The sequence below is a fragment of the Streptomyces sp. NPDC001599 genome, from assembly GCF_042893535.1.
Taxonomy (GTDB): domain Bacteria; phylum Actinomycetota; class Actinomycetes; order Streptomycetales; family Streptomycetaceae; genus Streptomyces.
In genome coordinates this window covers 610,939-628,443 of record NZ_JBIAVA010000003.1, presented here as the reverse complement: position 1 = coordinate 628,443, position 17,505 = coordinate 610,939, and the positions used below count along the sequence as shown (strand labels likewise).

Annotated in this window: 19 protein-coding genes; 14 read left to right on the top strand and 5 right to left on the bottom strand. The window is 72.6% G+C overall.

The features are described 5' to 3' along the window. Positions 1 to 70: 70 nt before the first annotated feature. Together nadE and glpK are read left to right on the top strand one after the other, a co-directional pair. Positions 71 to 901, top strand: a complete 831-nt coding sequence (gene nadE, locus ACFYZ3_RS11775) for an ammonia-dependent NAD(+) synthetase (protein ID WP_388515653.1) — start codon at positions 71 to 73, stop codon at positions 899 to 901. Positions 902 to 1,451: 550 nt separating this feature from the next. Further along, the gene (glpK, locus tag ACFYZ3_RS11770) at positions 1,452 to 2,975 is read left to right on the top strand and encodes a glycerol kinase GlpK (protein WP_388515651.1); all 1,524 of its coding nucleotides are present in this window, start codon (positions 1,452 to 1,454) and stop codon (positions 2,973 to 2,975) included. Between the two features lie 13 nt (positions 2,976 to 2,988). Here the strand turns inward: glpK and ACFYZ3_RS11765 are convergent, their stop codons facing one another. Further along, the gene (locus ACFYZ3_RS11765) at positions 2,989 to 3,864 is read right to left on the bottom strand and encodes an SDR family NAD(P)-dependent oxidoreductase (RefSeq protein WP_388515985.1); all 876 of its coding nucleotides are present in this window, start codon (positions 3,862 to 3,864) and stop codon (positions 2,989 to 2,991) included. A gap of 237 nt (positions 3,865 to 4,101) precedes the next feature. Between ACFYZ3_RS11765 and ACFYZ3_RS11760 the strand changes: the two genes are divergently transcribed. Together ACFYZ3_RS11760 and ACFYZ3_RS11755 are read left to right on the top strand one after the other, a co-directional pair. Beyond that, on the top strand, positions 4,102 to 5,016 hold the full coding sequence (locus ACFYZ3_RS11760) for a cupin domain-containing protein (protein WP_388515649.1): 915 nt from the start codon (positions 4,102 to 4,104) through the stop codon (positions 5,014 to 5,016). Between the two features lie 127 nt (positions 5,017 to 5,143). Next, positions 5,144 to 5,908 (top strand): SDR family NAD(P)-dependent oxidoreductase, encoded by a 765-nt coding sequence (locus ACFYZ3_RS11755; RefSeq protein ID WP_388515647.1) that lies wholly within the window; start codon positions 5,144 to 5,146, stop codon positions 5,906 to 5,908. A gap of 18 nt (positions 5,909 to 5,926) precedes the next feature. Here the strand turns inward: ACFYZ3_RS11755 and ACFYZ3_RS11750 are convergent, their stop codons facing one another. Beyond that, a complete protein-coding gene (locus tag ACFYZ3_RS11750) occupies positions 5,927 to 6,535 on the bottom strand; it encodes a TetR/AcrR family transcriptional regulator (protein WP_388515645.1) in 609 nt (202 codons plus the stop codon). Positions 6,536 to 6,600: 65 nt separating this feature from the next. On the opposite strand from ACFYZ3_RS11750, the gene ACFYZ3_RS11745 reads away from it, so the two are divergent. From ACFYZ3_RS11745 to ACFYZ3_RS11730, 4 genes are all read left to right on the top strand, one after another. Further along, on the top strand, positions 6,601 to 7,692 hold the full coding sequence (locus ACFYZ3_RS11745) for an AI-2E family transporter (protein ID WP_388515643.1): 1,092 nt from the start codon (positions 6,601 to 6,603) through the stop codon (positions 7,690 to 7,692). Positions 7,693 to 7,781: 89 nt separating this feature from the next. Then, positions 7,782 to 8,435 (top strand): maleylpyruvate isomerase N-terminal domain-containing protein, encoded by a 654-nt coding sequence (locus ACFYZ3_RS11740; protein ID WP_388515641.1) that lies wholly within the window; start codon positions 7,782 to 7,784, stop codon positions 8,433 to 8,435. A 181-nt stretch (positions 8,436 to 8,616) separates the two neighbouring features. Then, positions 8,617 to 9,270, top strand: coding sequence for an ankyrin repeat domain-containing protein (locus ACFYZ3_RS11735; RefSeq protein ID WP_388515639.1), 654 nt, complete (start codon positions 8,617 to 8,619; stop codon positions 9,268 to 9,270). After that, a complete protein-coding gene (locus tag ACFYZ3_RS11730) occupies positions 9,267 to 10,448 on the top strand; it encodes a YncE family protein (RefSeq protein WP_388515637.1) in 1,182 nt (393 codons plus the stop codon). Before ACFYZ3_RS11735 ends, ACFYZ3_RS11730 begins: the two co-directional genes overlap by 4 nt. A gap of 200 nt (positions 10,449 to 10,648) precedes the next feature. Here the strand turns inward: ACFYZ3_RS11730 and ACFYZ3_RS11725 are convergent, their stop codons facing one another. After that, positions 10,649 to 11,386 (bottom strand): SDR family oxidoreductase, encoded by a 738-nt coding sequence (locus ACFYZ3_RS11725; protein ID WP_388515635.1) that lies wholly within the window; start codon positions 11,384 to 11,386, stop codon positions 10,649 to 10,651. Positions 11,387 to 11,522: 136 nt separating this feature from the next. Between ACFYZ3_RS11725 and ACFYZ3_RS11720 the strand changes: the two genes are divergently transcribed. The 3 genes from ACFYZ3_RS11720 to ACFYZ3_RS11710 all read left to right on the top strand — a co-directional run bounded on the left by ACFYZ3_RS11720 (position 11,523) and on the right by ACFYZ3_RS11710 (position 13,661). Then, positions 11,523 to 12,107: a TetR/AcrR family transcriptional regulator gene (locus ACFYZ3_RS11720; protein WP_388515633.1), complete on the top strand. Its 585-nt coding sequence runs from the start codon at positions 11,523 to 11,525 to the stop codon at positions 12,105 to 12,107. A gap of 30 nt (positions 12,108 to 12,137) precedes the next feature. After that, positions 12,138 to 12,719 carry a helix-turn-helix domain-containing protein gene (locus ACFYZ3_RS11715; RefSeq protein ID WP_388515631.1) on the top strand — a complete coding sequence of 194 codons (582 nt, stop codon included), beginning with the start codon at positions 12,138 to 12,140 and terminating at the stop codon, positions 12,717 to 12,719. A gap of 207 nt (positions 12,720 to 12,926) precedes the next feature. Next, positions 12,927 to 13,661, top strand: a complete 735-nt coding sequence (locus ACFYZ3_RS11710) for an SDR family oxidoreductase (RefSeq protein WP_388515629.1) — start codon at positions 12,927 to 12,929, stop codon at positions 13,659 to 13,661. 27 nt (positions 13,662 to 13,688) lie between these two features. Here the strand turns inward: ACFYZ3_RS11710 and ACFYZ3_RS11705 are convergent, their stop codons facing one another. Further along, positions 13,689 to 14,126: an Lrp/AsnC family transcriptional regulator gene (locus tag ACFYZ3_RS11705; protein ID WP_388515983.1), complete on the bottom strand. Its 438-nt coding sequence runs from the start codon at positions 14,124 to 14,126 to the stop codon at positions 13,689 to 13,691. Positions 14,127 to 14,210: 84 nt separating this feature from the next. Between ACFYZ3_RS11705 and ACFYZ3_RS11700 the strand changes: the two genes are divergently transcribed. The 3 genes from ACFYZ3_RS11700 (at position 14,211) to ACFYZ3_RS11690 (ending at position 16,933) form a co-directional block, all read left to right on the top strand. Further along, complete coding sequence (locus ACFYZ3_RS11700) at positions 14,211 to 15,119, top strand: SMP-30/gluconolactonase/LRE family protein (protein ID WP_388515627.1); 909 nt, start codon at positions 14,211 to 14,213, stop codon at positions 15,117 to 15,119. A gap of 127 nt (positions 15,120 to 15,246) precedes the next feature. Beyond that, on the top strand, positions 15,247 to 16,062 hold the full coding sequence (locus tag ACFYZ3_RS11695) for an SAM-dependent methyltransferase (RefSeq protein ID WP_388515625.1): 816 nt from the start codon (positions 15,247 to 15,249) through the stop codon (positions 16,060 to 16,062). 37 nt (positions 16,063 to 16,099) lie between these two features. Next, the gene (locus tag ACFYZ3_RS11690; RefSeq protein WP_388515623.1) at positions 16,100 to 16,933 is read left to right on the top strand and encodes an alpha/beta fold hydrolase; all 834 of its coding nucleotides are present in this window, start codon (positions 16,100 to 16,102) and stop codon (positions 16,931 to 16,933) included. A gap of 91 nt (positions 16,934 to 17,024) precedes the next feature. On the opposite strand, the gene ACFYZ3_RS11685 is transcribed toward ACFYZ3_RS11690, so the two are convergent. Then, entirely contained in the window at positions 17,025 to 17,228 is a 204-nt protein-coding gene (locus ACFYZ3_RS11685) for a cold-shock protein (RefSeq protein ID WP_003978336.1), read from the bottom strand. Positions 17,229 to 17,505 lie beyond the last annotated feature (277 nt).

The window sequence follows — 17,505 nt, the reverse complement described above, 5'->3', positions numbered from 1 at the left end:
GACCGGTGCCCCGGCCGCCTCTGGGTAGGGTGAATCGAGGAACACCCTGCCCGTCGAACAAGGAGCGGAATTGAGCGAGCCGGCGTCCATCGCCCTGCAGAAGGAGATCGCCCGGGAACTGGAGGTCGCGGAGACCTTCGACGCCGAGCGGGAGATCGAGCGCCGGGTGGCCTTCCTCGCCGAGCGGCTGACCTCCACGGGTCTGCGCGCCCTCGTGCTCGGGATCAGCGGCGGGGTCGACTCGACCACCGCGGGCAGGCTGTGCCAGCTGGCCGTGGAGCGGGCCCGCGCCGGGGGGCACGAGGCGCTCTTCTACGCGATGCGGCTGCCGCACGGGGTCCAGGCCGACGAGGACGACGCCCAGCGGGCGCTCTCCTTCATCCAGCCGGACCGGGTGCTGACCGTGGACATCAAGCCCGCGAGCGACGCGGCGCTCGACGCCCTGCTCGCCGCCGACGTGGCCTTCCGCGACCCCCACCACCAGGACTTCGTGCACGGCAACATCAAGGCACGGCAGCGCATGATCGCGCAGTACGCGGTGGCCGGGGCGCACGGCGGACTGGTGGTCGGCACCGACCACGCGGCCGAGGCGGTCTCCGGCTTCTTCACCAAGTTCGGCGACGGCGCCGCCGACGTCGTACCGCTGACGGGCCTCACCAAGCGCCGGGTGCGCGCGGTCGGGGACGCGCTGGGCGCGCCCGCCGAGCTGGTCCGGAAGGTCCCGACGGCCGACCTGGAGACCCTCGACCCCGGCAAGGCCGACGAGGACGCCCTCGGAGTCACCTACGAGGAGATCGACGACTTCCTGGAGGGGAAGCCGGTGAAGGAGCAGGCGTTCGAGACGATCGTCACCCGCTACCGGCAGACCGACCACAAGCGGCGCCTGCCGATCGCTCCCTGACCTGCTCCGTCGCACGGTCTCAGTCGGTCGGCGGTCCCGGCGGGAACCCCACGCCGGTCAGCCGCTCCGACCCCTCCCGCAGGCTGCGGCCGGTGGCGGCATCGGCCGCCGCCGGTGACAGCCGAACCACTTCGGCCCGCCCCGCAGCTCGTCCGGGCCATCCGGGCCGTCCGGGCCGAAGAACTCGCCGCCGCGCACGCCGGGGTCGGTCGCCACGTACAGCTGCGCCGGGGCTCCCCGGTCGGCGGACGGGGCGAGGGGCCGCGGTACGCGGCCGAACATCACACACGGCGAGGATCACGTGTCCGCCCCGCCCGGCGAGCGCCCCCTCGCGGCCTGTGCGGATCACTCCGACAGAGCACTGCGGGTGGTCCGGCTGATCCTGCGCACCCCCGCCCTGCACGCACGCTTCCCGGCCCGCAAGGGCACCCGCCCGGAGACGCGAGAGGCACATGTCCTTTATGTGCGGTCTGCCGGGAGTCACCTTAATCTGTCCGAGGGGGTGCTCGAACAGTCGACGGCCGGTCACGCCGGCGGAATGTGAGCTTCCATGGCGGACTTCATCGGTGCGGTGGACCAGGGAACCACCAGCACCCGGTTCATGATCTTCGACCACGGCGGCAACGAGGTCGCGAAGCACCAGCTGGAGCACGAGCAGATCCTGCCGCGCTCCGGGTGGGTCGAACACGACCCGGTGGAGATCTGGGAGCGCACCAACTCGGTGATGCAGAACGCGCTGCGCAACGGCGGCCTGTCGGGGACGGACCTGGCGGCCATCGGCATCACCAACCAGCGGGAGACCACGGTGGTCTGGGATCCGCGCACCGGCCGCCCCTACTACAACGCCATCGTGTGGCAGGACACCCGCACCGACGCCATCGCGGCGAACCTGGAGCGGTCGGGCCGGGGCGACGTCATCCGCCGCAAGGCCGGGCTGCCGCCCGCCACATACTTCTCCGGCGGGAAGATCCAGTGGATCCTGGAGAACGTCGACGGCGTCCGCGAGGCCGCGGAGCAGGGGCACGCGGTGTTCGGCAACACCGACTCCTGGGTCCTGTGGAACCTCACCGGCGGCCCCGACGGCGGGATCCACGCCACCGACGTGACCAACGCCAGCCGCACCATGCTGATGGACCTGGAGACGCTCGACTGGGACGACGAACTGCTGGGCTTCTTCGGCATCCCCCGCGGCATGCTGCCCACCATCAACCCCTCCTCGCACCCCGAGGCGTACGGCACGACCCGGACCTCCCGGCCGCTGCGCGCCGCCGTACCCATCACGGGGGTGCTGGGCGACCAGCACGCGGCGACCGTCGGACAGGTCTGCTTCTCGCCCGGCGAGGCCAAGAACACCTACGGCACCGGCAACTTCCTGGTCCTCAACACCGGCACGGAACTGGTCCGCTCCCAGCACGGGCTGCTGACCACCGTGGCCTACCAGTTCGGCGACAACCCACCGGTCTACGCGCTGGAGGGCTCCATCGCGGTGACCGGGTCCGCGGTGCAGTGGCTGCGCGACCAGATGAAGATCATCAAGACCGCGGCCGAGAGCGAGGAACTCGCCCGCACGGTCGAGGACAACGGCGGGATGTACTTCGTCCCCGCCTTCTCCGGCCTGTTCGCCCCGTACTGGCGCTCCGACGCGCGGGGCGCCATCGTCGGCCTCGCCCGGTACAACGACAACGCACACCTGGCCCGGGCGACGCTGGAGGCCATCTGCTACCAGAGCCGCGACGTCGTCGAGGCCATGGAGCAGGATTCCTCGGTCCACCTGGACGTGCTCAGGGTGGACGGCGGGGTGACCGCCAACGACCTGTGCATGCAGATCCAGGCGGACATCCTCGGCGTCCCCGTCAGCCGCCCGGTCGTCGCCGAGACCACCGCCCTCGGCGCGGCCTACGCGGCGGGACTGGCGACCGGCTTCTGGCGGGACACCGACGAACTGCGCACCCACTGGAGCGAGTCCAGGCGCTGGGAGCCCCAGTGGTCCGAGGAGCGGCGCGCGCAGGGATACGCGGGCTGGAAGATGGCGGTGGAGCGCACGCTCGACTGGGTCAAGGTCCCGGAGAGCTGACACCGGGGGCGGATCACCGGCCGACGGTCCCGGCGGCGTACTCCCACAGACGGTCCGCGGCCCGCGGGTCGAGCGCGTGGGGAGCTACGCCGCCGGCCTGTTCCCCGTCCCCGTCGGCGACCGTCCGCGCCTCCCGGTTGTCCTCGAAGTAGCGCCCCGTGACGCCGTCCACCAGCGGGGACGCGGCCAGCAGCACGGAGGTCGCGGCGCCCTGGAGGGGCGTCTTGTAGTAGGGCTGCTCGATGATGTTCCCGTCGTCGTCCATCGCCCCCAGGGCCCGCATCGTCGCGTCGTCGACGTGCCGCTGGAGGTTGGTGCTGATCCAGCCCGGGTTGAGGGCGTTGGCGGTGATGCCGTCGGCGAGCCAGCGGCGGGCGCCCACGGCGAACAGCACGTCGGCGGTCTTGGACTGGGCGTAGGCGGCCCAGCGGTCGTAGGGGCGGCGCGCGAAGTGCGGGTCGTCGAAGTCGAACGCCGCGCCGCGGTGCGCGCCCGAGCTGACCACCACGACGCGGGCGGAACCGGCCGCCCGCAGCCGCCCGTGGAGTCCGAGGGCGAGGGCGAAGTGGCCCAGGTGGTTGGTGGCCAGCTGGAGTTCCCAGCCCTCGGCGGTGATCCGGCGCTCGGGCAGCGCCATCACGCCGGCGTTGGCCACGAGGACGTCGAGCGGCCCCTGCCATCCCCGGACGAAGGCGGCCACCGAGGAGAGGTCGGCGAGGTCGATCGCCGCCGCCCGTACCGAGCCCGGGCCCGGCGCGGCGGCGACCTCGCGGACGAGCGGCTCCGCCGCGGCCGGGTTCCGGACGGCGACGGTGACCTCGGCGCCGGCGGCGGCCAGGGCGCGGGCGGTTTCGACGCCGATGCCGGAGGCGCCGCCGGTGACGATCATCCGCCGACCGCCGAGGTCCACGCCGTCGATCACCTCGGTGGCGGTGGCGTGCGAGTGGAAGGGGGTGGTGAGGCGGGGGGTGGGGCTCGGGGTGTCGTTCACGATCGCGGCTTTCCTGTTGCGTACGGTGCTCACCCCACCAAGGTACGAAGCGGATTCCGGACTGCCTATGCTGAAACGTCCGGGAAACTTGCTCCACACTCCAGATTTTCGGAACGGCTCGGGAAAGGAATCACGATGGATCCGCTCGAGGACGTGCTCTCCCTCCTCGACACCAGGAGCCATCTGTCCGCCGGCCTCGTGGCCGGTGGCTCGTGGGCGGTGCGCTTCGAGGCTCCGGACGGCGTGAAGTTCAACGCCGTCCGGCGCGGCGGCTGCCGGCTCACCGTGGCAGGAGGCGGCGAGCCGGTACGGCTGGCCGAGGGCGACTGCTACCTGCTCACCCGGCCGCTGGAGTTCACGCTGTCCAGCGACGCCGACGCCGTTCCGGTGGACGCCGGCACGGTCTTCGCGGGCGCCGAGAACGGGGTGGCGCGCACCGGAGTGGGCGAGGAGGTCCTCCTCGTCGGGGGGCGCTTCTCGTTCGGCGAACGGGCCCGCGCCCTGCTGCTGGACTCCCTCCCCCCGGTCGTCCACGTACCGGCGGGCTCCGGCGAGGCCGACGCCCTGCGGTGGGCTCTCGACCAGATCGACCAGGAGCTGCGGCGGCGCCCCATGGGATCGTCGCTGGTGGCGCGGCACCTCGCGGTCGTCATGCTGGTCCACGTCCTGCGCCTGCACTTCGCCCGGGAGCCACGCACCGGGTCGGGGTGGACGAGCGGCCTCGCCGACCCCGTCGTGGCAACCGCCCTGACCTCGATGCACACCGCTCCCGAACACCCCTGGACGGTGGCCGAGCTGGCACAGGTCTGCGCCGTCTCCCGCTCGACCCTCGCGGCTCGGTTCAAGGGCGCCGTCGGCCAGGGACCGCTGGACTACCTCATGCACTGGCGCATCGAACTGGCCTCCGAGCGCCTGCGCCGGGGGACGGACACCCTCGCCACGATCGCCACAGCCGTCGGGTACGGCTCGGAGAGCGCGCTCAGCTCCGCCTTCAAACGGGTCACCGGCACCTCTCCGCGCACCTACCGCAACCGGCATCGGACGGGCTGACCGCCACCCCATTTTCTGGACTTGCCAGTCCATTTTGTTCGCCGCACAGTGGCATCCGCGCCCCGGCCGCCGACCGGCCGGGGCGCCGGAGAAGCACACGGACGAGACGGCAGGCAAGGAGCAGGACATGTCGATGCGGCTTGCGGACAGGACCGCGCTGGTGACCGGGGCTACCAGCAACATCGGACGGGCCATCGCGGAGGCTTTCGCGGCCGAGGGGGCCCACGTGGTCGTCTCTGGGCGCAGCGCCGTGCGGGGCAAGGAGGTCGTCGACGGCATCCGCGCCGCCGGCGGCCGGGCCGACTTCGTCCACGCCGACCTGGACGGCAGCGCGGCCGCCTCACGGGCGCTGGCCAGCGAGGCGGCCCGCGTGCTGGGCGGACGCGTGGACGTGCTGGTCAACAACGCCGGGATCTATCCGCCCGGCACCACGACCGACACCGACGAGGAGACCTTCGACCGGGTCTACTCCGTGAACGTCAAGGCCCCGTTCTTCCTCACCGCGGCCCTGGCACCCGCCATGGCGGAGGCCGGGGGCGGGGCGATCATCAACCTGGGCTCCTGGATCGCGCGCCTGGGCGTCCCGGTCGGCGCCCTCTACAGCTCCACCAAGGGTGCCGTGGAGACCCTGACGCGGGCGTGGGCGGCGGAGTTCGGGGCGCGCGGCGTACGGGTGAACGCCATCTCGCCGGGGGTGGTGCAGACTCCCCCGCCCGGTGAGGTCCATCCCGCCGAGGTCATGATGAAGGGCACGCCGGCGGGACGGATGGGCACGCCCGAGGCGATCGCGAGCGCGGCCGTCTACCTGGCCGGCGACGAGTCCTCGTTCGTGCACGGCACCGTGCTCGACGTCGACGGCGGGCGCACCGCGGTGGCCGTGATCGCCGCCTGACACACGGCCGGTGTCGCGTCACCGCGCGGTGGCGCCGGCGTGCCGGAGGTCCGCGATCCCCTGGTCGAGGGCGGCCCGCAGATGGGTCGACCGCCCGGTCGAGAGCAGGATGGACACGCCGCCCTGAATGGCCGTCAGCAACGCGGCCGCCCTGGTCTCCACGTCGAGATCGGCGGGGAGCCTGCCGGACGCCTGGAGCGACCTGATGCCCGCCGCGAGGCTCTCCTGCCACTGGCGCAGCAGCTCGACCACGATGGCCCGCGTGCCCGGGGTGGAGCGGCCGATCTGCAGGAACAGCGACCCGAGCGGGCACTGGTCGCCCTGCGTCTCGTAGCGCTCGATCACGACGTCCCGCCATTCCTGCCAGGCCTCCCACGAGTCGAGGCGGCCGAGCTGGGGCTGCTGGTCCTCCAGCACCTGGTCCGCCTCGAACCGGGCCACCTCGACGAGCAGTTCGTCCTTGCCCGCGGGGAAGTAGTGGAACAACTGGCTCTTGCTGGTGGCGGTCCGCGCCATGATGTCGTCCAGGGTCGTCGAGGCGACGCCCCTCTCCCGCAGCACCGCCGCGGCACCTTCGACGATGCGGCGCCGTGTCGCCCTGCCCTTGACCGTCAACTCACCGCGCACGCCGCACACCTCCGGAATATTGGACTGGCGGGTCCATCGTACGGGCGTGCCCTTAGGGTGATCACATGTCTGCCGGATTGAGCGCGGCGAGGACCCGGGCCGCGCTGCGCACCAGCGCGCGCGTCTCGGGCGAGCTGCTGCTGATACTTGTCATGCTCGCAGTGACCCTGTGGGTCCTCGGCCGTATGTGGTCGGTGGTGTGGCCGCTACTGGTCGGTCTGCTGCTGACCACGTTGACGTGGCCCCCGGCCCGCTTCCTGCGGCGGCACGGGTGGCGTCCGGCACTGGCCGCCGCGGTGGTGACGGTGGCCTTCCTGCTGGTCGTCCTGGGCATCGTGGCACTGATCGCCGTGCCGATGTCCTCCCAGACCGACGAGTTGACCGACGGCGTGGTCGAGGGCATCCAGCGGCTGCGCGAGTGGGCCGCGGGGCCGCCGCTGAACATCGGTGACGACGAGATCACCGGTGCGATGGATTCGGCGGTGGCACGCATCCAGGACAGCGTCGGCAGCATCACCACCGCGGTGGCGACGGGGGTGGGCGCGGTGGTCAACGGCCTGATCACCGCGGTCCTAGGCGTGTTCCTGATGTTCTTCTTCCTCAAGGACGGCCCGCGGTTCCTCCCCTGGCTGGCCCGCCAGTTGCCCGGCCGGCTGGCCACCGACGTCCCGGTCGTCGCCCTGCGGGGCTGGGAGACCCTGGGCTCCTTCGTCCGGTCGCAGGCCCTGGTGGGGCTGCTCGACGCCGTGTTCATCGGCCTCGGCCTGTGGATCCTGGACGTACCGCTGGTGCTGCCGCTGGCGGTGCTGACCTTCGTGTCGGCGTTCGTGCCCATCGTGGGTGCGCTGTTCGCGGGCTTCGTGGCGGTGTTGATCGCCCTGGTGTCGAACGGCCTGACGGACGCGCTCATCGTTCTCGCGATCATCGTGGTGGTGCAGCAGTTGGAGGGCAACGTCTTCCAGCCCATCCTCCAGAGCCGGGGCCTCGGTCTGCACGCGGCGGTGATCCTGCTGGCGGTGACGCTGGGCGGCAGTCTGTCCGGGATCGTGGGCAGCCTCCTCGCCGTACCCCTAGCCGCGCTGATCGCGGTGGTGTGGAATTACGTGCGCGAGCAGTTGACCGACCCGCCCGAGGAGATCGCGACCGCCGACGGCTGAGCCCGACCGACGGGTCCCCTCGTGTCAATGACGGGCCCCTCGCGCGAATTGGGTCGCGACCGGGCGGGCGGTGGTGTTGGCTGGCGGGCGTGGATCTCTTCCCCCGCTCCTGGTCGGCCCTGCTCGCCGCGGTCGCCGACCTCCCCGACGAGGACTTCGCCCGGCCGTCCGGGTGCACCGGCTGGCTCGTCCGGGACCTGGTGTGCCACCTGGTCGTCGACGCCCAGGACGTCCTGATCACCCTGGCCACCCCGACCACCGAGGAGCCGACCCGGGACGCGGTGACCTACTGGCAGGTCGTCGAGCCCCCGACCGGGGACGACCCGCTCGACGCGCTGATCGTCCGCCTGGCCGCCGCCTACGAGCAGCCGGAGCTGCTCAAGTTCCACCTGGACGACGTCGGTTCCGCCGCCGGGCGCGCCGCCGCGCTCGCGGACCCCGCGGGCCGGGTCGGTACGCAGGGCCAGGTACTCACGGCGGGCGACTACCTCTCCGCCTACGTGCTGGAGTGGTCCCTGCACCACCTCGACCTGATCGCACACCTCCCCAAGGCGGCAGCGCCGCCCGCGGCGGGGCTCAGGCGCTCGCGGGAGCTGCTGGAAGGGGTCGTCGGTACGGCGTTCCCCACCGCGTTCACCGACCGGGACGCGCTGCTGATCGGCACCGGGCGCCGGACGCCGACCCCGGCGGAGACGGCCGCGCTGGGCGAGTTGGCGGCGCGGCTCCCGTTTCCGGTCGGCTGACCGGCATGTCCGGGCCCCAGCCCTCGAAGGGGCCCGGGAGCCGTCCGGCGGGTCGTCCGATCGGACGACAAGGTGGTCGTCCGTCCGGCGGGCGGGGAGGAGCCGGTGCGTCGACGCCCGCCGACGCCCCGCGGCTCCAGGCTGGAGGAGCACGTCCCCGACACCGTGGAGCCGTCCCACCATGACCGCCAAGCCACCCACCCCCGCCGACCTCGCCCTGTCGGAGGCCGTCCGCCGCGGCGACGCCGATGCCGCCCGGGCCGCGCTGCGGGCCGGCGCCGACCGGGAACTGCGCGACGAGCAGGGCCGCACACCACTGCTCCTGGCGGCCCTGGCCGACCGGGTCGCCGTCGCCGAGGTCCTGGTCGCGGCCGGCGCGGACGTCAACGCGCAGGACGCGCGGGACGACAGCGCCTGGCTGGTCACCGGGGTCACGGGCAGCGTCGCGATGATGCGGGCGCTGCTGCCCGCAGGCCCGGACGTCACGCTGACCAACCGCTTCGGCGGCGTCTCGGTCATCCCGGCGAGCGAACGCGGCCACGTGGCCTACGTACGGGCGGTGCTCGCCGAGACGGACACCGACGTCGACCACGTCAACCGGCTCGGCTGGACGGCGCTCCTCGAAGCCGTCGTCCTCGGCGACGGCGACCGCACGCACCGGGACGTCGTGGCGGCCCTGCTCGCCGCGGGCGCCGACCCCTCGCTGCCGGACGGCGACGGTGTCACGGCCCGTGCCCACGCCGAACGCAGGGGCTTCGAGGCCATCGCGGACCTGCTGCGGCGGGCCGAGTCGCGGGGCGGCGGCGGCCCTCGCGCGGAGGGTGGCCGACGGTGAACCGGCGCTCCCTCGCGGGTTGTCTCGCGGCACTGGCCGCCGTCACCGCGACGCTGGGCGGCTGCGCGTCGGAGGCGGGCGACGACGAAGCCGCGTCCCCGGTGTCCGCACCGCCCGGCACCACGGCCCAGCGCACACCCGACTCGGGCGGCACCTCGGCACGCACGCCCCGAGGCACCCTGCTGGTCACGGACTTCGGCTCCGACACCGTCACCTTCGTCGACCCCGCCGGGCGGGGCGAGGCCGCCGACCTCGGCTCGGTACGGGTCGGGACGGCGCCGTACGGGATCGCGCTGGGCGAGGACGGCACGGCGTGGGTGGCGACCGCGGAGGGCGTGGCCGCCGTGGACACCCGTACGCGCGAGCGCACCGCCCTCGTCCCCTACCGGACGGACACGGGCCCGGTGACGACCGGCGAGTACCGGGGCGGCGGCATGGGCATCGCCCTGTCCCCCGACGGCAGCCGTGTCTACGTCGGGGTCAACGTCCCCGGCGGCGAGGGCACCCTGGAGGTCGTCGACACGGTACGGCGGGAGGTGACCCGGGTGGTCCCGGTCGGTCGCCGTCCCTTCGACGTCGACGTCTCGCGCGACGGCCGGCAGGTCTACGCGACCAACCACGACTCGTTCGACGTGAGCGTCGTCGACACCCGCGACTGGACGGCGCGCCGCATCGAGGTCGCCCCGTACGGCACCGAGGGCGGCCTCGGCTCCTGGCTCAAGCCGCACTACACCGCCGTACGCCCCTGGGACGGGGCCCTTCTGCTGCCCTTCGAGGGCGAGCGCCTGGCCGTGGTCGACCCCGGCACCGGGCGGGTCCGGATCGAGGACATGACCGCCAATACCCACCAGCACGGCGTCACGGCAGGCGCCGACGGCACGCTCTACGCGGTGGGCACCGGCCCGATCGACGCGTTTGAGGACGACGGACCGTCGCTGACCGTCCGCACGCCCGACGGCGACGAACGGGTCGTCCCGCTGGACGGCCCGCACGAGACCGTGGCCCTCTCGGCCGACGGCCGCACCGCCTACGTCTCGGGCGGCTTCACCCGCGACGGCTACTGGAACGGCCTGAGTGTCGTCGACGTCGCGACCGGCCGGGTGACCCGGCTCCCGGTGGGCGAGCGACCGCTGGCCGTCGCGGTCCTCGACGGTGACCAGGGGACCGGCGCGGGCTGAGCGCCCATGGGGGGGCGAAGCAGGGCCGAACGGCCCCTGCCGGACCGGCCGCCCGGCTGTTCACCCGGCTGGTGCACGTCTGGAGCGCACCGGTCGGACAGCTGGTCCGCCCCCCCCCTCTGGTCCACCGCCGCCGCGCCATCCCGGCACGGGTCCCACGGACCCGCTCGACGACCGGGAGGCAGTCCAGTGACGACAAGCTAGTCCTGGGCGGTGGGACGGACCACGATGTCGCCCACGTCGACGCCGTCGGGCTGCTCGACGGCGAAGGCGACCGCGCGGGCCACGGCCTGCGGCGGGATGGCGATCCGGTCCCTGGTCTCGAGGGTCTGGCCCCTGGCCCCGGCGTCCGGGATGCCGTCCGCGAAGTCCGTGTGGACGAATCCCGGTGAGACCACGGTGACCCGCAGGCTGTCACCGGCCTCCTGGCGCAGCCCCTCCGACACGGTGCGCACCGCGTTCTTCGTCCCGGCGTAGACCGACATGAGCGGGCTGATGCGCAGTCCGGCGGTGGAGACGATGTTGACGAAGTGGCCGGAGCCCTGCTCCCGGAAGACGGGCAGGGCCTCGGCGATGCCGTAGAGGACGCCCTTCAGGTTGACGTCGATCATCCGCTCCCAGTCCGCGACGCGGAGTTCGTCCAGGGGGGAGATCAGGCCGACGCCGGCGTTGCCGACGAGGACGTCGAGCCGGCCGAAGCGTTCGCGGGCCAGGGCGACGAGTGCGGCGAGGTCCGCGCGGCGGGTCACGTCCGTACGGACCCAGGCTGCCTCACCTCCGTTCTTGGCGATGCGCAGGGCCAGGTCCTCGAGACGCTCCGGACGGCGTGCCCCGAGCACGACCTTGGCTCCGCGCTCGGCGAGCAGGAGGGCGCTCGCCTCGCCGATGCCGCCACTGGCACCGGTGATCGCCACGACCTTGCCTTCGATTCCCGACATGTTGGGCAGTCCTTCCGGACGGGGACATGGGCAGAGCTGCGTCGTGCCCTAGAGTGAAAGTGGAGGCGCCGCCACTTCCGTCACAGTAAGCGGGGGCGCCTCCACTTAGCAACCGCCGACGAGGAGAGGGCCGCCTATGTCCGACGCCACGAAACGGCCGCTGAGGGCCGACGCACGGCGCAACCGGGACAAGATCCTGGCCGCCGCCGTGCGGGTGTTCAGCGAGGAGGGGCTGGACGCGCACCTCGAGCGCATCGCCAGGGAAGCGGGCGTCGGCAGCGGCACCCTCTACCGGAACTTCCCCACCCGCGAGGCCCTGATCGAGGCGGCGTACCGCAACGAGGTGGCGCGGCTGTGCGACTCCGTGCCCGGCCTGCTGGCGGAGCTGTCCCCGGCCGAGGCGCTGCGCGCGTGGACCCGCCGCTTCATCGACTACGCCACCGCGAAGTTCGGGATGGCCGACGCCCTGCGGGCCGTCGTCGCCTCGGGCGGCGATCCCTACGGCGACAGCCGGGAGCTGATCCAGTCCGCCCTGACCGCCCTCATGGCCGCCGCCGCGGCGGCCGGTGAGATCCGCTCCGACATCAGGTCGACCGACATGTTCGCCGCCCTCGCGGGCATCGCCCTCACCTCGGCCCGCCCCGACCAGCGCGAGCAGGCCGAACGCCTTCTCGACCTCGTCCTGGACGGCCTGCGCCCCACGGCGCCGCGCCCCGCATGACAGTGCCTGCCCTCACGTAGACTCCGCGGCATGGGTCGATGGGAGCCGAACGCGCGCGGCCGCCTGGAGCAGGCGGCGTTGGAGCTGTACGTGGAGCGCGGCTACGAGCAGACCCCGGTGGCCGAGATCACCAAGCGTGCGGGACTGACGGAGCGGACGTTCTTCCGGCACTTCGCCGACAAGCGGGAGGTCCTCTTCGCCGGGTCCGGCAGGCTGGAGGAGCTGTGCGTGGGCGCCGTCGCGGCGGCACCCCCGGCGGCGAGTCCGATGGAGGCGGTGGCCGCCGCACTCGACGCCGCGGCGGGCGTCTTCGAGGAGCGCGGTGACCTGGTCGGCCTGCGGCAGGGCGTCATCGACGCCAACGCGGAGCTGCGGGAGAGGGAGCTGATCAAGCTCGCGTCCCTGTCCGGCGCGCTCGCCGACGCGCTGCGCGGGCGCGGCGTGGCCGAACCGGCGGCGGAGCTGACCGCCGAGTCGGCGATCGCCGTGCTCAAGGTCGCCTTCCGGCGCTGGATCGACGGGGGCCGGGAGCGACCGCTGCGGCCCCTGCTCGCCGAGTGCTTCGACGTGCTCCGCGCGCTGTCCGCCCGGGGCGCCGCGAGCGCCGGTTAGCCACCGGCCCGGCCTTCCCGGGCGCCGGGCATGCCGGGCACGCCGGGCATGCCGCCGCCGGCCGGGCGGAACGGCCGCGTCCGAGCGTCCTGGTCCCGCGTTGCCGGGGTGTGCCGCACCCGGGCACGAACCGTCCTGGTCCGTCCCCGACGCCGCGTACAGACTCGGTGCGTCAGATGCGGGACCATCCATCGGAAGGACATCGTCATGACGCAGACCTCCAAGGTCGTCCTGGTGACCGGCGCGAGCAGCGGGATCGGTGAGGCGACGGCCCTGCGCCTGGCCGCCGACGGCCACCGGGTGTTCCTGGGCGCGCGCCGCACCGAGCGCCTGGAGAAGCTGGCCGCGCGGATCGCCGCGGACGGCGGCACCGCGGGCTTCCGGCGGCTCGACGTCACCGACGCCGCCGACGTACGGGCCTTCGTGTCGGCCGCGGTCGAGCGCTGGGGGCGGCTGGACGTGATGGTCAACAACGCGGGCGTGATGCCGCTCTCGCCGCTCTCGGAACTGAAGGTGGCCGAGTGGGACCGGATGCTCGACGTGAACGTCCGCGGGGTGCTGCACGGCATCGCGGCCGCCCTGCCGGTCATGCGGGCACAGGGCGGCGGGCACGTCGTGAACATCGCGTCGGTCGGCGCGTACGAGGTGGTGCCGACCGCCGCCGTCTACTGTGCGACCAAGTTCGCCGTGCGCGCCCTGTCCGAAGGGCTGCGCCAGGAGTCGGCCGGGGACATCCGGGTCAGTGTGGTCTCCCCGGGCGTCACCGAGTCGGAGCTGGCCGACTCCATCTCCGACCCGCGTGCGCGCGAGGACATGAAGACCTACCGCTCGGTGGCCGTTCCGGCTTCCGCGATCGCCGACGCCATCGCCTTCGCGGTCTCCCGGCCCGCCGAGGTGGACGTGAACGAGATCGTGGTGCGCCCGGCCGCCAGTGCGCAGTAGTCGGCCCGAGCGCCACCCGCCACGTCGCTAGCCGGCGTCCAACGGCCGTTCGAAGAAGGTCTCCAGGACCACCGTCGCCTGGGTCCCGCTCACCCCGTCGATCGCGTAGAGGCGGCGCAGCACGTCCTGGAGCCGCTCGGTGGTGGCCGTGCGCACCTTCAACAGGACGGCCGCGCTGCCCGCGATGACGTGCGCCTCCTGGATCTCCGGCACGGCGGCGAAGTCCTCGGCCCGGTCGCCCATCCACGCCGTCGAGTCGACCAGCACGAAGGCGAGGACACCGCGGTCGAGTGCCTCGGGGTCGACGTCGACCGTGGTCGACCGGATGACGCGCTGTTCGCGCAGTTTGCGGACGCGCTCGTGAGCGGCGCCCGCCGAGAGACCCACCTCCCGGCCCAGTTCGGCGTACGGCCGGGTCGCGTCCTGCTGGAGCAACGCGATCAGTCGCCGGTCGATCTCATCCACTGACTTCATCACCAGACCATATATGGTTCGGCGATCTGCATGCTACGTTGAACGAGGTACTGATCACCGCGCTGAGAGGACACCATGTCCACCGACGGCCCGTACGAGATCCTGGACGACCGCTTCCGCACCGGACGCTGTGCGAACGGAGACAACAGGCTGGAAGTCCTGTACGACGGCTGCCGCTGGGCCGAGGGCCCGCTGTACCTCCCCGCCTGGCGTCAGCTGCTCTGGAGCGACATCCCCAACGACCGCATCCTGCGCTGGGACGAGGCCACCGGCTCGGTCGGCGTCTTCCGTACCCCGGCGGGCCACAGCAACGGCAACACCCTCGACCGGCGGGGCCGCCTGGTCACCTGCGAGCAGGGCAACCGGCGCGTCACCCGCACCGAACCCGACGGGACGGTGACCGTCCTCGCCGAGCACTTCGACGGCAAGCGGCTCAACAGTCCGAACGACTCCGTCGTCCGCTCCGACGGCACCGTCTGGTTCTCCGACCCGGACTTCGGCATCACCAGCGACTACGAGGGGCATCGCGCCGAGTCCGAGATCGGCGCGTGCAACGTGTACCGGATCGACCCGGTGTCCGGGCAGGTGCGGCTCGCCGCCGACGGCTTCGACGGTCCCAACGGCGTGATTCTGTCCCCCGACGAGCGGCGGCTGTTCGTCTCCGACTCGCGGGCCGCCCGGATCCACGCGTTCGACATCCGGGAGGACGGCACGCTGTCCGACGGGAAGGTCTTCGCCGAGGCCCGGGGGGACGTGCACTTCGACAACATCCGCTTCGACGACGAGGGGCGCCTGTGGGCCGCCGCCCTGCACGACGGTGTCCACTGCTACGACCCCGACGGCACGCTCATCGGCCGTCTGCGCGTGCCCGAGCCCGTCTCCAACATCGCCTTCGGCGGCCCCAAGAACAACCGCCTGTTCATCACGGCCACCACGTCCCTGTACTCACTGGTGATGTCGGTGACGGGGGCGCCGCGCCTCTGAGGACCGCCACCTCCCGACGGCACCGGATCGCGGCCGGTCCGTCGGTTAACCGGTGTACAGAAAGGGGCCGTTGCGACGTAGGTTGTGGTCAAGCATCCACGCCTCGGCTGAAAGACGGACCGCACCCATGAGCGACCCCTCGACGACTCCCGGCCACACCGCGCAGCAGAAGATCGACACGTCCGTGCCGCACTCGGCCCGGATCTGGAACTACTGGCTGGGCGGCAAGGACAACTACCCGGTCGACGAGCAGGCCGGCGACGCGTACACCGCCGTCTTTCCCGGCATCGTCACCGTCGCCCGCAGCAGCCGAGCCTTCCTGCGCCGCAACATCACCCACCTGGTCACCGAGGCGGGCATCCGGCAGTTCCTCGACATCGGCACCGGTCTGCCGACCGCCGACAACACCCACGAGGTCGCCCAGCGCATCGCGCCCGAGAGCCGGATCGTCTACGTCGACAACGACCCGATGGTCCTCGCCCACGCCCGCGCGCTGCTGTACTCCACGCCCGAGGGCGCCACCGCGTACATCGACTCCGACGTGCTCGACCCCGACACCGTTCTCGAGGCGGCCGCCCGGACGCTGGACTTCGACCGGCCCATCGCGCTGATCCTCAGCAACATCCTGGGGCACATCCCCGACTACGACCAGGCACGTTCCGTCGCCGCCCGGCTTGTCGACGCACTGCCGTCCGGCAGTTACCTCTCGATCAACGACGGCTCGCGCGGCATCGACCCGGAGTTCGACCAGGCCCAGGACGGCTACAACGAGAGCGGTGCCGCCCCGTACATCCTGCGCACCGTCGACCAGATCACGGCGTTCTTCGACGGGCTGGAGCTGGTGGAGCCCGGCGTGGTCCCGGTAACCCGGTGGCGCCCGGACGCGGACGCCGAAGACCCCGGGCTGATCGGCGAGCACGGCGGACTCGCCCGCAAGCCGTGACGTCCTGACCCGCGCCGGAGCGAGAGGAACCCGCACCATGTCCGCATGGCCGTTGCCCGAAGCGTTCACCGGCGGTTCGGGCACCGTCCGCTGGAACCGGCTGGGCGCCCCGGACGGGCGCCCGCTGGTCCTGCTGCACGGCACGCCCTTCTCGTCGTACGTCTGGCGCGCGGTGGCCCGCTCGCTGGTCCGCGACCACCAGGTGTTCGTCTGGGACATGCCCGGCTACGGGGTGTCGGAGAAGAGCGCCGGGCAGGACGTGTCCCTGGCCGCGCAGGGCCGGGTCTTCGCGGAGCTGCTGGAGCACTGGGGGCTGGAGGAGCCGCTGGTGGCCGCCCACGACTTCGGGGGTGCCGTCGCCCTGCGGGCGCATCTGCTGCACGGTGCCCGGTACCGGGCGCTGGCCCTGGTCGACCCGGTCGCGCTGGCGCCCTGGGGGTCGCCGTTCTTCCGGCTGGTCCGCGACCACGCCGAGGTTTTCGAGCAGCTGCCCGAGGCGCTGCACCGGGCACTGGTGCGCGAGTACGTCGGTTCCACCGGCGGTCCGGGGCTGCACCCGGCGGTCCTGGACCGGCTGGTCGAGCCCTGGCTGGGCGAAACGGGGCAGCCGGCCTTCTATCGGCAGATCGCCCAGGCGGACCAGCGGTACACGGACGAGATCCAGGACCGGTACACCGGAATCGATGTCCCGACGCTGATCTGCTGGGGCGAGGACGACGCCTGGATCCCCGTGGCCAAGGGGCGCGAACTGGCCGGTCTCGTCCCCGGTTCCCGATGGGAGCCGATCGCCCGCGCGGGCCACCTGGTCCAGGAGGACGCGCCCGCCGAGCTGACGGCCGCCCTGCTCGACTTCTTCCGCCGCGTCCCCTGACGGTCGTCGTCCCGCGGGACGACGTGCCACAGGGCGGGGCCCCGGGAAACGTGTGTTCCCCGCGGCCCCGCCCTGTTCGGCGATCTCCCGATCAGGCGGGGGTGATGTTCTCCGCCTGCGGGCCCTTCTGGCCCTGGGTGATGTCGAAGGTCACGGCCTGGCCTTCCTGCAGCTCGCGGTAGCCCTGAGCGTTGATGTTGGAGTAGTGCGCGAAGACGTCGGGGCCGCCGCCGTCCTGCGCGATGAAGCCGAAGCCCTTTTCAGAGTTGAACCACTTGACAGTTCCGCTGGCCATGCCTTTTGCCTTTCAGCCGTTATCGGATCCGCACCGCGCGAACCCGGAGGTGGTCGTCCTGGTCCTCCGGCATTGCACAGCAAACCGCCCGCACTCCTGGGCGGGCGGTCTGGGCGAACCACGACATCTGCTGCTGACGCTACACGGCATGTCCGAGCCCCACCAGTGAGTAAGGGGTGTGAGCAGGAACCATGTTGTCGCTCCGAGCCCTCGGCCACCGCTGTGCGGGTCCCCGCTGCGCCATCCGGGGGAGACGGCGAGGCGGCCGCACAACCCG